This is a genomic window from Commensalibacter sp. B14384M2, assembly GCF_016101865.1.
Lineage (GTDB): Bacteria > Pseudomonadota > Alphaproteobacteria > Acetobacterales > Acetobacteraceae > Commensalibacter > Commensalibacter melissae.
This window is the reverse complement of the sequence record NZ_JACFPS010000001.1, coordinates 268,062-284,111: the sequence shown is the minus strand read 5'-3', so window position 1 is coordinate 284,111 and position 16,050 is coordinate 268,062. Positions and strand designations below refer to the sequence as shown.

Annotated in this window: 14 protein-coding genes; 9 read left to right on the top strand and 5 right to left on the bottom strand. The window is 38.7% G+C overall.

Features of this window, described 5'->3' with window-relative positions:
• The first annotated feature begins 11 nt into the window (after window positions 1–11).
• The 9 genes from cysQ (at window position 12) to rsmA (ending at window position 10,868) form a co-directional block, all read left to right on the top strand.
• Entirely contained in the window at window positions 12–815 is an 804-nt protein-coding gene (gene cysQ, locus H3R33_RS01295; RefSeq protein ID WP_198184573.1) for a 3'(2'),5'-bisphosphate nucleotidase CysQ, read from the top strand.
• A gap of 5 nt (window positions 816–820) precedes the next feature.
• Window positions 821–1,786 (top strand): L-threonylcarbamoyladenylate synthase, encoded by a 966-nt coding sequence (locus H3R33_RS01290; protein WP_198184572.1) that lies wholly within the window; start codon window positions 821–823, stop codon window positions 1,784–1,786.
• Window positions 1,787–1,794: 8 nt separating this feature from the next.
• Window positions 1,795–2,331, top strand: a complete 537-nt coding sequence (locus tag H3R33_RS01285) for a hypothetical protein (RefSeq protein WP_110438348.1) — start codon at window positions 1,795–1,797, stop codon at window positions 2,329–2,331.
• An 11-nt stretch (window positions 2,332–2,342) separates the two neighbouring features.
• Window positions 2,343–3,764: an FAD-binding oxidoreductase gene (locus H3R33_RS01280; protein ID WP_198184571.1), complete on the top strand. Its 1,422-nt coding sequence runs from the start codon at window positions 2,343–2,345 to the stop codon at window positions 3,762–3,764.
• A gap of 175 nt (window positions 3,765–3,939) precedes the next feature.
• The gene (lptF, locus tag H3R33_RS01275; protein ID WP_122123869.1) at window positions 3,940–5,100 is read left to right on the top strand and encodes an LPS export ABC transporter permease LptF; all 1,161 of its coding nucleotides are present in this window, start codon (window positions 3,940–3,942) and stop codon (window positions 5,098–5,100) included.
• Between the two features lie 3 nt (window positions 5,101–5,103).
• Entirely contained in the window at window positions 5,104–6,222 is a 1,119-nt protein-coding gene (gene lptG / locus H3R33_RS01270) for an LPS export ABC transporter permease LptG (RefSeq protein ID WP_155572100.1), read from the top strand.
• Entirely contained in the window at window positions 6,222–8,600 is a 2,379-nt protein-coding gene (locus H3R33_RS01265; protein ID WP_232342099.1) for an LPS-assembly protein LptD, read from the top strand. Before lptG ends, H3R33_RS01265 begins: the two co-directional genes overlap by 1 nt.
• Window positions 8,597–10,078, top strand: coding sequence for a peptidylprolyl isomerase (locus H3R33_RS01260; RefSeq protein WP_232342098.1), 1,482 nt, complete (start codon window positions 8,597–8,599; stop codon window positions 10,076–10,078). Before H3R33_RS01265 ends, H3R33_RS01260 begins: the two co-directional genes overlap by 4 nt.
• Window positions 10,017–10,868: a 16S rRNA (adenine(1518)-N(6)/adenine(1519)-N(6))-dimethyltransferase RsmA gene (gene rsmA, locus H3R33_RS01255; RefSeq protein ID WP_198184570.1), complete on the top strand. Its 852-nt coding sequence runs from the start codon at window positions 10,017–10,019 to the stop codon at window positions 10,866–10,868. The genes H3R33_RS01260 and rsmA overlap by 62 nt, the downstream gene beginning before the upstream one ends.
• A gap of 16 nt (window positions 10,869–10,884) precedes the next feature.
• On the opposite strand, the gene H3R33_RS01250 is transcribed toward rsmA, so the two are convergent.
• The 5 genes from H3R33_RS01250 to rpoD all read right to left on the bottom strand — a co-directional run bounded on the left by H3R33_RS01250 (window position 10,885) and on the right by rpoD (window position 15,821).
• Window positions 10,885–12,084 carry a cyclopropane-fatty-acyl-phospholipid synthase family protein gene (locus H3R33_RS01250; RefSeq protein WP_198184569.1) on the bottom strand — a complete coding sequence of 400 codons (1,200 nt, stop codon included), beginning with the start codon at window positions 12,082–12,084 and terminating at the stop codon, window positions 10,885–10,887.
• A gap of 174 nt (window positions 12,085–12,258) precedes the next feature.
• Window positions 12,259–12,825 carry a 50S ribosomal protein L9 gene (gene rplI / locus H3R33_RS01245; protein WP_198184568.1) on the bottom strand — a complete coding sequence of 189 codons (567 nt, stop codon included), beginning with the start codon at window positions 12,823–12,825 and terminating at the stop codon, window positions 12,259–12,261.
• Window positions 12,826–12,839: 14 nt separating this feature from the next.
• Window positions 12,840–13,115 carry a 30S ribosomal protein S18 gene (gene rpsR, locus H3R33_RS01240; protein WP_110438356.1) on the bottom strand — a complete coding sequence of 92 codons (276 nt, stop codon included), beginning with the start codon at window positions 13,113–13,115 and terminating at the stop codon, window positions 12,840–12,842.
• A 3-nt stretch (window positions 13,116–13,118) separates the two neighbouring features.
• Window positions 13,119–13,601 (bottom strand): 30S ribosomal protein S6, encoded by a 483-nt coding sequence (gene rpsF, locus H3R33_RS01235; RefSeq protein ID WP_110438357.1) that lies wholly within the window; start codon window positions 13,599–13,601, stop codon window positions 13,119–13,121.
• A gap of 264 nt (window positions 13,602–13,865) precedes the next feature.
• Window positions 13,866–15,821 (bottom strand): RNA polymerase sigma factor RpoD, encoded by a 1,956-nt coding sequence (gene rpoD, locus H3R33_RS01230; protein ID WP_110438358.1) that lies wholly within the window; start codon window positions 15,819–15,821, stop codon window positions 13,866–13,868.
• Window positions 15,822–16,050 lie beyond the last annotated feature (229 nt).

Below are 16,050 nucleotides of genomic sequence, written 5' to 3'. Positions count from 1 at the left end.
GATTTTATTTAATGACCCATTTTTCTGATACAGAACTTGTATCGAGAGTTATCTCCATTGCTCAACAGGCTGCTGACGAGATCAATTCTATTCGTAAAACGAATTTTGACATAATAATCAAAGACGATTCAAGCCCTGTTACCGAGGCTGATAAAGCTTCAGAAGTAATAATTATTCAGGGGCTGAAAAAATATACTCCCTCTATTCCCGTTATTGCTGAAGAGGAAATGGCTTCAGGGATACAAATTCCGGTAAAATCCGAATTCTGGTTGGTTGATCCCCTGGATGGAACAAAAGGCTTCATTCAACATAGTGACAATTTCACGATTAATATCGGTCTGATAAGGGATCATAAACCTGTTCTTGGTGTTGTGGCCTGTCCTGCTTATCACGAATATTTTTTTGGTGTTGTGAATAAAGGGGCTTGGAAAATTGATAAAACTGGCCGAATTATACCCATTCATGTTCTTTCCCCACCCAATCAACAGTTTCGTGTTCTTTTTTCACCTCGATGCATAAAAAATCCATCTTTTGAAAAATTTTTGAAATTATTTAACACTTCATCTGTTGAACGTTTTGGTTCAACCTTAAAAATCCTGCGCATTGCAGAGGGAAAGGCAGATTTACACCCTCGTTTCAGTCCAACCATGGAATGGGACACCGCTGCACCTCAGGCAATTCTCGAGGCTGCAGGTGGAATTATTCACGATTTCAATAATCAGCCATTGCAATATGGTAAAAAAAATTGGAGAAATCACAATTTCTACTGTTCAAGCATACCGATTGATTCTTATTTAAAAAATACAGACTTTTAATTTCAATGACACTTTTACTTACCAACACGCCATTCAATATCCACAAAGCCGCCTCGATTTTACATGATGGCGGATTGGTTTCCTTTGGAACTGAAACAGTTTACGGATTGGGCGCCGATGCCACCAATAACCACGCTATCGCAAAAATTTATCAGGCAAAAGGACGTCCAAATTTTAATCCGCTTATTATCCATTTTGCACAACTTGAGCATGTTTTCCAATTTGTTGAAAAGAATGATCTGGCATATGAATTGGGTCTTAAATTTTGGCCCGGTCCATTAACTCTTATTTTAAACAAACAAAAAAACACACAAATCAGCCAAGCTGCAACAGCTCATCTGTCAACAATGGCCGTCCGTATTCCAAATTCGTTAACAGCCCGTCAGCTTATTGAATACAGTCAAAAGCCGATTGCCGCACCTTCCGCCAATGTTTCGGGCCACGTCAGTCCTACAACAGCTCAACATGTCTATCAGGAACTTAATGGAAAAATCGATGCTGTTTTTGATTCTGGTCCATGTCAAATTGGTGTCGAAAGTACAATTTTGGATGTAAGCGATGATTATCCCAAATTACTTCGACCTGGCGGAATATCTGCTGAATCTCTGAGTTCCATTTGCGGACCGCTATCTTTTAAAGATTCTGTAGAAACAAAAATCACCGCACCCGGGCAATTAAGTTCGCATTATGCACCTTCTTTAACGGTTCGTCTGAATTGCACACATGTTTTGGCAAATGAAGCATTGCTTGCCTTCGGTAAAACCACCTTACAGGCCCCTCTTTCGGTTAACCTAAGTCCGACTTCAAATCTTGAAGAAGCTGCGAGGAATTTATTTGCAAATTTGAGATTTCTTGATACAGAAGGGAAAAAACTCGGATTGCAAAAAATTGCCGTTATGCCTATTCCCGATTATGGCATCGGTCGGGCTATTTGTGATAGACTTCAACGTGCTGCCGCACCTAGACCATAGTTGGAATCATGACCGAAAACATTGATAAAAAAGAGCTGAAAATACTGGCCGATATCTTGGCTTTGGTTCTTGAAAATGAACCAGGTCAATCAGCAAATGCCCTTGAAACCCTGAAAAAAAGGGCAAAAAAGAATATGGTTACTGGTGGAGCAATAAAAAACATTTTTTATTCCATTGCAGAAAATCCACCAAAACCTGAAACAAAACCATCATCCCGCAGTCGTAAAAGCACTACTAACAATGCTGATCTTATCAAAGCACGATCACAGATTACCAGCCTTACTCAAGATATTAATCGATTGGATACTGTCATTCGCAGCTTACGGGTTCAAAACGAATCATTACGTTCCGAATTATTGTTGACGCAACAATCACGGGCAGAAATTCAATCAGTACTTTATAGTAATCAGGCCAAAGAACCCTTTAAAAAAATTCTTGGCATCATTTTTTTCATTTGTGGTTTATTAATTGGCATTGCCACTACCGCTATTTATCACTCTGTTTCTTCAACACCCCCTCCAAATAATTCAATTTATTTAAATTAATGTGAGTTTTTATGGATAATTCTGATTTTATCAATAACCTGACCTCTATTCTTGACACACAAGGAATAATTACAGATCCTAAGGAAAAAATTTCCTATGATACGGATTGGCGCGAAATTTTTCACGCTAACAGTCTTGCCGTTGTCCGTCCAAAAACAACAGAGCAGGTTGCTGAAATTGTAAAATTATGCAATGACTACCAAATTGCAATTGTACCTCAGGGCGGAAATACAAGTCTGGTGGGAGGAGCCTCCCCCACTCCAGATAAAAAGCAAATCGTGCTTAGCCTCAATCGTATGAATAAAATCAGGGATATCAATACAATTGACTACACTATGACCGTCGAAGCGGGTCTTGTTCTTGAAGAGGCGCAAAATATTGCTCTCAAATCTGATTTATATCTCCCAATCATGATATCATCACAAGGATCAGCCCAAATAGGCGGAATTATCGCCACCAATGCAGGTGGTAACAACACCTTACGTTACGGTAATACACGTGAATTCATTCTAGGATTGGAAGTTGTTACAGCAAAAGGTGAAATTTTAAATATTTTGCGGCATTTGAGAAAAGACAATACGGGTTATGATCTTAAACAATTATTTATAGGATCAGAGGGAACGCTTGGCATTATAACGGCGGCAGTTATCCAGCTGCATGCGAAACCAAAATCAACTGAAGTCGCGTTATGCGCCCTTACAGACATCCATCAAGCCTTGAAACTTTTAAGACTTTTTCACAATTATAATCCTGCTGCACTACAAGCTTTTGAATATATTTCATCAACAGGAATGCAATTAGTTCGTTCTAATATCGAGGACATCTATTTTCCCCTTGAAACAGAAACATCAACTTATATTTTGGTTGAACTGGCTCTGCCTGAAAAAGGGGATAAATTAAAAGCATTACTGGAAACCGTTCTTGAAGAGGCTTTTGAAAAGGGAATTGTATTGGATGCAGTTCTGGCCGAAAGTGAAACTCAACGGCAAAACCTATGGAAATTGAGAGAGGAACAAGCCGAATCCCAAAAAAGGGCTGGTGCAAATATCAAAAATGACGTTTCCGTTCCAATTTCAGCCATTCCTGAATTTATTGTTCGTGCCACCCAAGCTTGCCAGGAAACGTATCCAGGTATCCGCGTCGCACCATTTGGTCATTTGGGAGATGGAAATATCCATTTTAACCTTGTTCAGCCTGAACATGAAGATCCTGATGAATTTATGCAAAAAAGTCACAATTTAATGAATATTGTATCCAAAATCGTGTTTGATCTAGACGGTTCTTTTTCAGCAGAACACGGTGTGGGACAACTTAAAAATTATATGATGTCCGAATGGAAAAGCGAAACTGAACTTGATTTGATGCAAAAAATCAAAAAGGCACTTGACCCCGATAATCTTTTAAATCCTGGAAAAATATTCCCCAAATCTTAAAGATCACGAATAAAATCATCTGCAACTTATTCAGAAAAAAATAAATTAGTAATATTTTATTCTTGCAATATCTGCCTAGAATAAAATATTGCTATTATCATTCGTTATTATAATTAATTTTACTTTTGTATTTAATTAGAGAAAGCCTTTTAGGTATAAAGCAGGATATTAACTAATGCAATTTTTTACATTCTTGCGTCTACCTATGATTGACCGTTATATTTTACGGCAATTACTAATTGCCCTGATTGCCACCACGGGTGGATTGGCGGCTCTAATCTGGCTAACCCAGTCTTTACGTTTTGTCTCTTTGGTTGTTGAAAGAGGACTGTCTCTTAAAGTTTTCCTGCAATTAACCGGCTTGTTAATCCCATCTTTTGTCGCCGTTATTTTACCGATAACAACATTTGTCGTTGTCCAATTCATTTATCAGCGACTGGATGGTGATCGTGAAATCATTGTTATGCGCGCGGCTGGCATATCCTCCTTTTCCCTGGCGAGACCAGGTTTGATATGCTCCATTATTTCAATGATTTTCTGTTATTTATTAAATGTTTGGATTGTTCCAACCTCCTATCACACTTTCCGGAAATTTGAATACAAAATTCGCAATAAAATGGCGGCATTCATGCTGGAGGAAGGAGTATTCACTAACGCTTCTGATAATTTAACCGTTTATATTAAATCCAAAGACAGTAACGGAAATCTACAAGGAATACTAATTGAAGATGATCGCCAACCCAATAATAAGGCAACCATTCTGGCAGAGAGAGGAAATCTGGTCATTCTAAATGATCAACCTCAAGTTGTGTTATTTAACGGATCCAGAGAGGTCATTGATCACAAAACCGGCCGTTTGAATATTCTAAATTTCGAACGTAATACCATTGATTTGTCCTCTAATCGTAACGATGCAGCACGATCCCGTGATGCAACAGAAATGTCAATTTACGAGTTATTGCATCCCGATCCAGAAGAGGTTGCCAATAAAGATTACGGGAAACTTGCCGTAGAGGCTCACCGACGATTAACCTCACCTCTGACAATTATATCTTTTACACTCATTGCTCTTGTCAGTGTTTTAAAAGGAAGTTTTGCTCGGTTTGGCAACATTCTAAGACCTCTGGCAGCAATTTTTACGATTGTGGGTTTGCTCGCCGCCTCGCTGATTATGCAAAATTTGGCCAGTCGCAATACCAACCTGATTTTTTTAATGTGGATTATTGCCATACTTCCAGGAATAATCGCTGGTGTAACTTTATTCGGATCTGAAATGATGGCTAAATTACATCATAATGCATCATTCCATCCTTCCTCATACGGCCGAAAGTTATAGATTATGCTCACCGCTTATACAATCTCGATCTATATCGCTCGACAATTTTTTTCGGCTTCCATTTCCATGATTCTAGCCTTGACAGGATTGGTATCATTATTCGACTTTATTGACCTGTTACGTCGCATTGCCACAAGACCAGGAGTTTCAACAAGTATTGTTGCGTATATTGCCCTGGATCATATTCCCAACTTCTGCATGCAGATCCTTCCCTTTGGAATTCTTTTGGGGGGAATAATCTGTTTTTGGAAGCTTACACGATCTTCTGAACTTATTGTTACCAGAGCAGCAGGAATTTCCGTATGGCAGTTCCTAATGGCACCTACTGCCTGTGCCTTTATAATTGGATTATTTTCCACACTAATCATATCCCCCGTTTCTTCCACCCTTTACAGACAGGCAGAAATTCTGGATCAAACCTATTTAACAACCGGTGGTGGAAAACTCACGAATATGTCAGGTGGCTCTTTATGGATAAGACAATCTGATAAAGAATTAACCTCTCGAGGTGTGGCAATTTTACATGCCCAACAAGTTCATGTTATCAACCGCAATTTACATTTAAGCGATGTTAGTGTTCTAAGATTAGATGAAGCGAATCATTTACTGGATCGTATTGAATCGCCATCAGGATATTTGCAACATAATCTTTACTGGGTATTATACAATGCTTATTCTATAAAACCGAATAAGTTCCCGATTAAATTAGGAACTATTAAAATACCAACTGATTTAACTTTACATAATATCGAAGATAGTTTTTCATCTCCAGAGACCTTATCATTTTGGGCGTTACCAGGATTTATTAAATTGCTAGACAAATCAGGTTTTTCATCCATTAGCCACAGGCTCCATTTTCAAGCGCTTTTAGCCCAACCTTTACTTGCAAGTACAATGGCGTTGGTTGCGGCGGGGTTTGCCACTCGATCAACTCGACGCGGAGGTGTTGCAAGAATGATAGGCTCTGGTATTGCAGCGGGATTTGCCTTATTCACTATCTCCAAAATAGCTGAACGTTTTGGGGAATCAGGTGCCTTGCCAACTTTTATTGCGGCATGGGCTCCGACCGTAGCTGGCTTGTGTCTCGCAATATCCCTACTTATTCATCTGGAAGACGGCTAATGTCTAGATCCTTATCCTCCTTACTTGTTCAAAAAATTATGAAAGCAAGAATCCTTCAAAATCAATATTACTCTTTTCTTGCATTCAGTATTTTAAGCAGTTCTTTTATCGCTAATTTATGGATTTTTTGTTCTGTCACCAATGCCCAACAACAAATGCAAATGGCTCATAGTAATATTGGAAAAACCAATGCGGCACCTTTCAGTGGAAAAGACCCCATCACATTTCAGGCTGACAAAGTTTCCTATGATTCCAAGGCTGGTGAGGTTGTTTGGGAAGGTGACGTGCATATTTGGCAAAATGATCACACCTTGAGGGCCGATAAGGTTACTTTTAACAAAACAACAAACATCGCTACTGCATCAGGTAATGTCGCCATGGTCGAACCCGATGGTGAAATCTTGTTTACCCAGCATACGCAACTGGGAAATAACATGCAGGAGGGAATTATGGATCAGGTCTATGCCCTGCTTGCTGATGGAGGCAAACTTGCCGCCAACGGGGCACGTCGGACAGGAGGTAAAGTCCATGATTTTAGTCGATCAGTTTATACCGCCTGCCCCATTTGCGCGAAAAACCCCAAAAAATCACCTTTTTGGCAGTTTCGATCCTATCAGGCTATCCGTGATATGGAAAATCAACGCATTGATTTCTCAGATACTTTCATTGATTTCTGGGGAATTCCGGTATTTTACATGCCTTTCTTTTCAATTACGGATCCATCTGTAAAACGGCGTAGTGGTTTCCTAATTCCCAGTATCAATTGGAGCAGTAAATATATCGGGGCCTACACAACCATTCCCTATTATTGGGCTATAAATAAATGGTCTGACCTAACCTTTATTCCTCTTTTTGCGACCAAAACAGGACCACAGCTTTCCACAGTCTATCGCGCCCGTTTCAACAAGGGAATGTTAAGAGTGGAAGGTGGTATTGCCGATGATACTGTTGGTCAACATGCCTGGTACAATTCCTATGCCGACCGATCTGTAGATAAATTTAAAAAAGGTGCACAAGGCTATTTATTCCTAAAAACAGAATGGGCATTGAATGATCACTGGCGTTATGGTGGAAATATCAATGTCGCAAGTTCTGCAAATTACATGCGTGATTACCGTATTAACGGTTATGGACAAGATACTTTAGAATCTGATTTGTATCTTGAAGGGTTTGGTGAAGGATCCTATTCAAAAGTTAGCGTACAAGCCTTTCAAGGATTAAATCGCGGGGTTATAAACAATTCCGATCTTCCTTTTTCTTTACCTCGATATACTTATAGCTATTTTGGACAACCTGATGCACTAGGAGGAAGATTTTCATTAAACACCACTGATTTTGTTCTTTATCGTCCACGTGGTGTTAATGACCAACGTGGTGAAGTTGCCTTGAATTGGGATAGACCTTTTGATGATAGTGCAGGTAGAAAATGGCTTATTACACTACATGTTGATTCAAATATATATCGAGGAACACATCTCAATGAACAGCCCGGGTTTTACAGAACCAGAAAAAGCCAATTTACAGGACAAGCACTTCCTACATTTGCCGTTAAAATGAATTGGCCCTTTCTGAGAGAGTTTCACATAGGTGACTTAACAGGAACTCAAATCATAGAACCTATTGTTCAATTAATTGCCGCTCCTCATTCAAAAGGTGGCCGCAATTTCTATATGCCCAATGAAGACAGCTGGAATTATGAATTCACAGATACAACCCTTTTTGCCTTAAACCGTTTTCAAGGCACTGATCGTTTGGATGGCGGCGCCCGTGCCAATGTTGGTGTACATGGGAATTGGACCTGGAATGGCCATCAAGTCGATTTTCTTGTCGGGCAAAGCTATCAGGAACATATTCAAGGACACATGCCAGCACGTTCAGGTCTCGACCATCATATGTCTGACGTAGTCTCTCGCCTGCGTATATCCCCTGTCCAATGGTTAACCGCAACAGGAAGAACTCGTGTTGACCCTTATGACGGTAAAGTCAATTTTGCAGACGCTTTATTCAATTTTGGATTCTCTCATTTTGGCATTAATGGTGGATATATATATGAACCTGTAACCCCTTATTATTACTTCTATAGAAATCCATATGATCATGAGGGCGCCTCCAAATTATATTGGCAGAAAACAAACGAATTGACATTGGGTGTTTCAACCGATTGGGATCATTGGCATGCCTCCGCCTTTGGAAGAAGAAGCATTTCACGAAAGGAAACAGTTGCCTATGGAGGTACTGTTGGTTATCGAAATGACTGTTTTAGTGCCGATGTAATTTATTTCAAACAAAAAACAATGATTAACGGTGAAGAAAATAGTGACATGGTCCTATTTATGCTAAACTTCAAGACAATTGGCGTATTTGGAATTAACGGATGATGACAATTATTATGTTTATGCTTTCAGAAACTGTATTAAAATATAAAAAATATATCATATCATTCTTATTGGCTGGTTACGTTTTTACAGGTCACGGTATTGCACATACCATGGCAAATATAAAACATCACGCCATTTCCAATTCCCCAATACCTCCAACAACTTTGCATGATGGTGAAGATCTCTCATCTACAGCAACCTCATCTGATGATGAAAACAAAATTATCGCCATTATTAATGGTCAACTATTGACACAGCGCGATATAGCAAACCGTGAGAAACTCTTTGAATTAACAGCCGGAATTCATTTAAGTCCTGAAATGATGCAACATATGCGTCCACAACTGATTAAACAGATGATTACCGAGCGCCTGCATATTCAAGAAATGCTAAGACGCAGCGTCAACATTTCCCCTGAACAGATTGCCAAGGCAATTTCAGGAATTGAAAAACAAAATAATATGCCGGAACACGCCTTAAGGGATAAATTGGCTGAAGATGGAGTTTCTTTAACCACTTTAATTGATCAAATCAGATTGCAAATTGGTTGGGGAAAAGTGGTGCAACAAGAATTGGGCACCCAATCGCGAATTACTGCGAAAGAAGTTGAACAACGTGAAAAAGCCCTTAAACAAGAAGTGGGACAACCTGAATATCTTATCAACGAAATCTTCGTACCGGTTGAAAATGCTCGTCACCCTGAACAAGAATTGCAATTTACTGAAACCATTATTCAGCAATTACGTAATGGTGCTGCTTTTCCGATTGTAGCGGCCCAATTTTCACAATCCCAGAGTGCATTACAGGGTGGTGCATTGGGATGGGTTCAAGAAGACAATCTGGATCCAGAAGTGGTAGCTATTGCAAGAAAAATGCCTATTGGTGCAATCTCAAATCCTATTAAGGTAGCAGGCGGCTATATTATCGCAATGCTTAGCGGACGCAGAACCATTGGTAATGAGATGGGAACCCTGATGAAAATACGACAGGTTTTCTTACCTTTTAGTTCCAAACTGAACCCTCAACAACCAACCCCGCAACAGGTTGCCACATTAAACCAAACAACAAAATATAAAAGCACCTTACATTCATGCCAACAAATGGAAGATGCCAATAAAAAGGCTGGAAACATAAGACCTTCCGATCCTGGAGAACTTCAACTTGAACGCTTAAATCCTGAAATGGCTAACATACTTAAAGATTTGCAACCGGGTCAAATCAGTAAACCTTTAGTTTCCCTTGACGGTATCTCATTGCTTATGGTCTGTTCAAAGGAACGCAAAAATCTTTCCGACATTTCTGCAAGTGAAATTGCCAATCAATTATTGAATCAACGTGTTGAACAAGCCTCTCAACAATTAGATCGCGATTTACATAGACAAGCTATTATCGAATATCACACCCCTGTACAAAATAATGACCCCGATAAAAAACAATCAAAACAACATTCTTCCCCCTCTAAAGGAAACAATTCATAAACATAATCTCTTGGCTAAAAAATCACTGGGACAACATTTTCTGCTTGATCCAAAAATCAACGAACAGATTATTGGTCTTGCTGGAGATCTTGAAAATAAGAACATTATCGAGGTTGGTCCAGGCCCAGGGGGACTCACACGTGCTATTTTATCAAGTAATGCCGAAACTGTCACAGGTGTAGAGATTGATAATCGTGCCGTTATCCTATTACAAGAATTAAAAAAATATTACCCGCAACGATTTAAAATTGTTGAACGAAATGCTTTGAAGTTTGATTTAAGCACTTTATGTCAAGCACCAAGACAAATTATCTCAAATTTACCTTATAATGTTGGAACCGCTCTTTTACTAAATTGGTTAAAACAGGCAAATCACTGGGAACGCTTTACCTTGATGTTTCAGCAAGAAGTTGCCTATCGAATTTGTGCGGCACCGAATACTGAATTTTATGGTCGGTTATCCGTTATTTCTCAATGGATTGCGTCCTGTACCATTCTTAAGCAAATTCCACCGGGTGCTTTTTTTCCTCCACCAAAAGTTTATTCATCCGTGATACAAATTATTCCATATAAAAAACAACCTTCACCTGCCTTATTTAAAGCAATGGAGACCATTACTGCCGCCGCCTTTGGCCAACGTCGAAAGATGTTACGAAGTTCTCTTAAATCAATTAACGGAAAAAACCTACTTGCAAAAGCCAGTATTGATGAAACAAGAAGAGCGGAAACTTTGAGTATTAATGAATTCGACCTGCTAGCCCGTCTTTATCTTGATAAGCAACATTCATAAAATTCAACTTGGACACTTATTTTTCAAACATATAATTTCGTGTCAAAGGTACGGCGGTTAAGGAAGGGGAAATTTGCAACTGAAAATTCATATGATTATGGTAATAAAAAGACAATTCTGCCGCTGATAAATAAAATTCAAACATTCTATAGAATTTTTCATCATACATAGCAATTATATCCTTTTGATGGTTTTTAAAATTCCCTAACCAAAAATGAATGGTTTTTGCATAATGTAAACGCAGAATTTCACAATCAGTTACCCATAAGCCGTTTTTTTCAATAGCAGCAAATGTCTCACTTAACGAAGGAGAATAACCGCCAGGAAATATATATTTATTAATCCATGCATTTGTCGAGCCTGGACCATCTGATCGACCTATGGAATGAAGAAGCATAACTCCGTCAGGCATCAATATATTTTTAATTTCCTTAAAAAAATCCGTATAGTAATGTATACCCACATGTTCAAACATACCAATTGATACAATCCGATCGAAAGATCCCTTGACCAGCCGATAATCCGTTAAATAAAATTGAACTTTATCTTGTAGCTTTTCCTCTTTGGCTCGATTCCTGGCAACTTGCAATTGTTCCTGGGAAAGTGTTATCCCTGTTACTTCCACATCATATTCTCTGGCAAGGAATAAAGCCATGCCGCCCCAACCACAACCGATATCCAAAATTTTTAGATTGGGTTTATTTAACAAAAGCTTATTGGCAATATGTATTTTCTTTGCTTTCTGAGCCTCCGCCAGATTTTCATTTCCATTTTTAAAATAAGCACATGAATACTGCAAATCTTGATCCAGAAAAAGCTCATATAAATTTTTTCTTAAATCGTAATGATGTGCAACGTTTTTCTGAGATTGCTGAATACGATTTAATTGTGACCAGAACCGTTTGCTATATCGCCATATGGAAGCAATTTTTTCACCGATATGATCATGGGATAAATCATTACTCATTAAAATATTCAGAACATCGTAAATTGAACAATTGACAGGACGGATTTCGCCACTCATATAACCCTCACCAAAAGCCAACCCAGGATTTATGAGTAATCGTTTGCATATTTCAAGTGTTAGCAATTCAACACAAGCATAATGCTTACTTTGTGCATGTCCATAAAATTTACTATGCTTATCAGGATAAATAACCTCCAAATATCCTTTTTTTATCAAATGCTTAAAAATTGAATCCATTAATTTCATCATATCTTGCTTATTTCTTATCATTTTGAAAAAATAGAATAATCATATGAAAAAAATTATTTCCATTTGTAAATCAATGATATCGCAAAAAATTATTCATTAACAGATAAAAAAAACGAGAGGATAAACCTCTCGTTTTATCAAAATTCCATGAAAACAGAATATATTCAAAATGTTTTATTCAGAAACAGCTTTTTCCTCTGAAACCGCTTCAGTTGGCTCATCCTGTGGTGTATTTTCAAAAACTTCCACAGCCGTTGCTTCACCTTGTGCCTGACGCTCAGCCTCTTCGACGGAACGGGCAACATTAACTTTAACATCCAAATGGATCTCAGGATGAAGTTGAACTCTCACCTGATATAATCCCAACATCTTAATTGGATGGTGAATTTCAACCTGTTGACGTGAAATCGTTAACCCTTCCTTGGAAACACCTTCGCTAATATCCCGTGCGGAAACAGATCCATAAAGGTTTCCGCTTTCACCTGCCTGACGAATAATCGTTACAGAAAGTCCCTCCAAACGTTCCAAGAGGCGTTCAGCTTCTTCACGATGTTTAATGTTTTGTGCTTCAAGCTGGCTACGTTCTCTTTCAAAACGTTCACGATTTATCGCTGTTGCACGAATGGCCTTACCTTGAGGAAGCAAATAGTTACGGGCATAACCAGGCTTAACTTTAACAACATCCCCCATTTGCCCCAATTTTGCTATTCTTTGAAGTAGGATAACTTCAGTTGCAGACATATTAATGTTCCTCCTCAATCCTGAACAAATGGCAATAAAGCGAGGAAACGGGCACGTTTAATTGCCTGTGCCAATTCACGCTGTTTTTTTGCGGATACGGCTGTAATACGGCTTGGAACGATTTTACCGCTTTCTGATAGAAAACGAGATAACAAACGAATATCCTTATAGTCGATCTTTGGTGCATTTGCTGATGAAAAAGGACATGTTTTGCGTCTGCGATGAAAAGGACGACGAGCACCAACAGCAATACGACGTGCAGCTATATTTACCTGAATTTCTTCTGACATGAATTAAGCCTCCCTATCCTCTTCAACTTCGATTGAAGAAACAACCACTTCTTCGTCAACCAGATCGGAAGCATCTTCATCTTCTGAAGCATGTTTACGACCACTGTCAAAGCGACCGGATGCTTTTGATACAGAACGATTTGAATTACGTTCCTTTTCATCCCCTTTACGTGAAAGTGTTGGAGAAGGTGTATCATCAATTTCTTCCACTCTTAGGGTCAGGAAACGTAAAACATCTTCATTCAGATTAAATTGACGTTCAATTTCCTTGATGGTTTCTGGTTTAGCATCAATGCCCAAGAGCATATAGTGACCTTTACGGTTTTTCTTGACTCTATAAGCAAGGTTGCGTAATCCCCAATATTCGCGTTTTTTAACGGAACCTTCTTCATTTTCAATCAAAGAAGCAATTCCATTAGCAATGTCTTCAACTTGTTGTTGAGTCACATCATTACGTGCAATAAACACGCATTCATATAATGGCATAATATCTCCCTTCGGCTGACTTCAACCCAATTACCAAAAAATTATTGGCATATATTCTTTCATCTAGCGGGTATAGCCAAGGCATAGCCGTTAAACCTTGGCAGGAAAGAAGATTTCTAAAAACCATAAAAAATAAAAAAATGCAAGTCCTATAAACTATAATCTTCCATAAATAATTAGTTTCCTTATTGTTTATTAGAAAATATCTATATAGAAGACTACAATTTTAAGAGTTGTATCAAATTGAAAAAATCTTATTGGATCTTAGTTATCATCCAAAAATGACCGTAATTTACGACTACGACTTGGATGTTTTAATTTACGCAAGGCTTTTGCCTCAATCTGGCGAATACGTTCACGTGTGACATTAAACTGCTGTCCAACCTCCTCCAGCGTATGATCTGTATTCATCCCAATACCAAAACGCATTCTCAAAACGCGTTCTTCCCTTGGGGTCAAGGAAGCCAGAACACGTGTCGTCGCTTCTCGCAAATTTGTCTGGATTGCCGCATCCAATGGAATAACAGCACTTTTATCCTCAATGAAGTCCCCTAAATGGCTATCCTCTTCATCACCCACTGGAATTTCCAGTGAAATAGGTTCCTTAGCAATTTTTAATACTTTTCTTACCTTTTCCAGAGGCATCCCGAGTTTTTCCGCCAACTCTTCCGGCATTGGTTCCCTGCCAATTTCATGCAGCATCTGTCGTGAAGTCCGCACTAATTTATTTATTGTTTCAATCATATGAACAGGAATACGGATTGTTCGAGCCTGATCGGCAATTGAACGGGTAATTGCCTGACGAATCCACCAAGTTGCATAGGTTGAAAATTTATATCCCCGACGATATTCAAATTTATCAACCGCTTTCATTAAACCAATATTGCCTTCTTGAATCAAATCCAAAAATTGCAATCCACAATTCGTATATTTCTTTGCAATTGAAATGACCAAGCGCAAATTCGCTTCGATCATTTCTTTCTTGGCACGAGACGCATCTCGCTCACCATACGAAACTGTAGAAAAAACCCGTCTAAATTCTGTTACCGGCAATCCTACCTTTTGAGAAAGCTCGGCAATTTGATCACGATATTGACCAATTTCTTTACCGTATTTTTCAACGTAAAGTTTCCAGTATTTGCCAGGTAAATTTCCAACCGCTTCAAGCCAGTCAGGATTCAATTCATGACCATGATATTTTGATAAAAAGTCATCACGGGAAATTTTGCATTTTTCCGCTGCACGCAACATACTTCCCTCTAGGCTGGCAAGCTTTTTGGAAACCGTTTTCAACTGTTCAACAAGAAATTCGATTTTATTACTTTGCAAATGAATTTGCTGAACCTCTTCAATAAGCTTATCCCTTAAAGCCTCATATTTTGTCTCAAATTTACTGGTAAGTTTTTCACCGGCCTGAATCGTTTCCAAGCGCTGAGCCTGTAACTCATATAACTTGGGATAGTTCTTTTCAATTTCACTGAAATGTTTGAGGATCTCGTCCTTGTGCTTTTCCTCTAGAGCAGCAAGAGAAAGATTATTTTCTTCGTCCGCGCCACTCTCCGTTTCCTCACCATCCTCATTTTCCTCCTCACTGTCGTCAGAAGTATCATGATCAAGCGAAGCGGACAAAGAATCATCCATATTTGACAATTCAACCTGGTCATATTCATTCTCAGTTGCTTCCAGATCAACAATATCCCTTAACAGCACCTCTTCAGTTTTTAACTGTTCATACCACCCAATGATTGCCCTAAAAGTCAGGGGACTTTCGCATAATCCCCCAATCATCTGGTTCCGTCCAGCCTCAATCCGCTTGGCAATGGCAATTTCCCCCTCACGCGAAAGAAGCTCTACCGCCCCCATTTCACGCAAATACATCCTAACGGGATCATCAGTTCGACCTGTATTCGTTTCAGTTGCAACCGTTTCTTCCGAATCATCTTTATCTGACTCATTTTCGGATTCTTCACCATCCGCATCCTCTTCTTCATTCTCTATAATCTGGATGTTCATTTCTGAAAAAATAGCCATAACATCTTCAATCTGTTCAGAAGACATTTTATCTTGGGGCAAGATAGCATTCAATTCATCTAAAGTTACGTAACCGCGCTCTTTCCCTTTACTTATCAAACGTTTTACAACAGCGGATTGTGTATCCAAAACATTTGTATCGTTATCACTTGAATTTTCTTCAATTTTAGATGGTGTTGTGACTGCCATTTTTGCCTCAAAAAAGCTTCCTAATTCTACCTAAACCTTAACTTCAAACTTACCTTTAAGGTATGCTTTAAATTATTTATAAAATTTATATGCTTGCTAATATTAACATTGGCTCACAAAACTGACTTTCGCACGATGAATACTATACAGAATTACTAAACAACATTTACAGCCAAATCTAAAGCAACATATATTAGACATGATATCTACGGAAAGATAAATCAAGTCT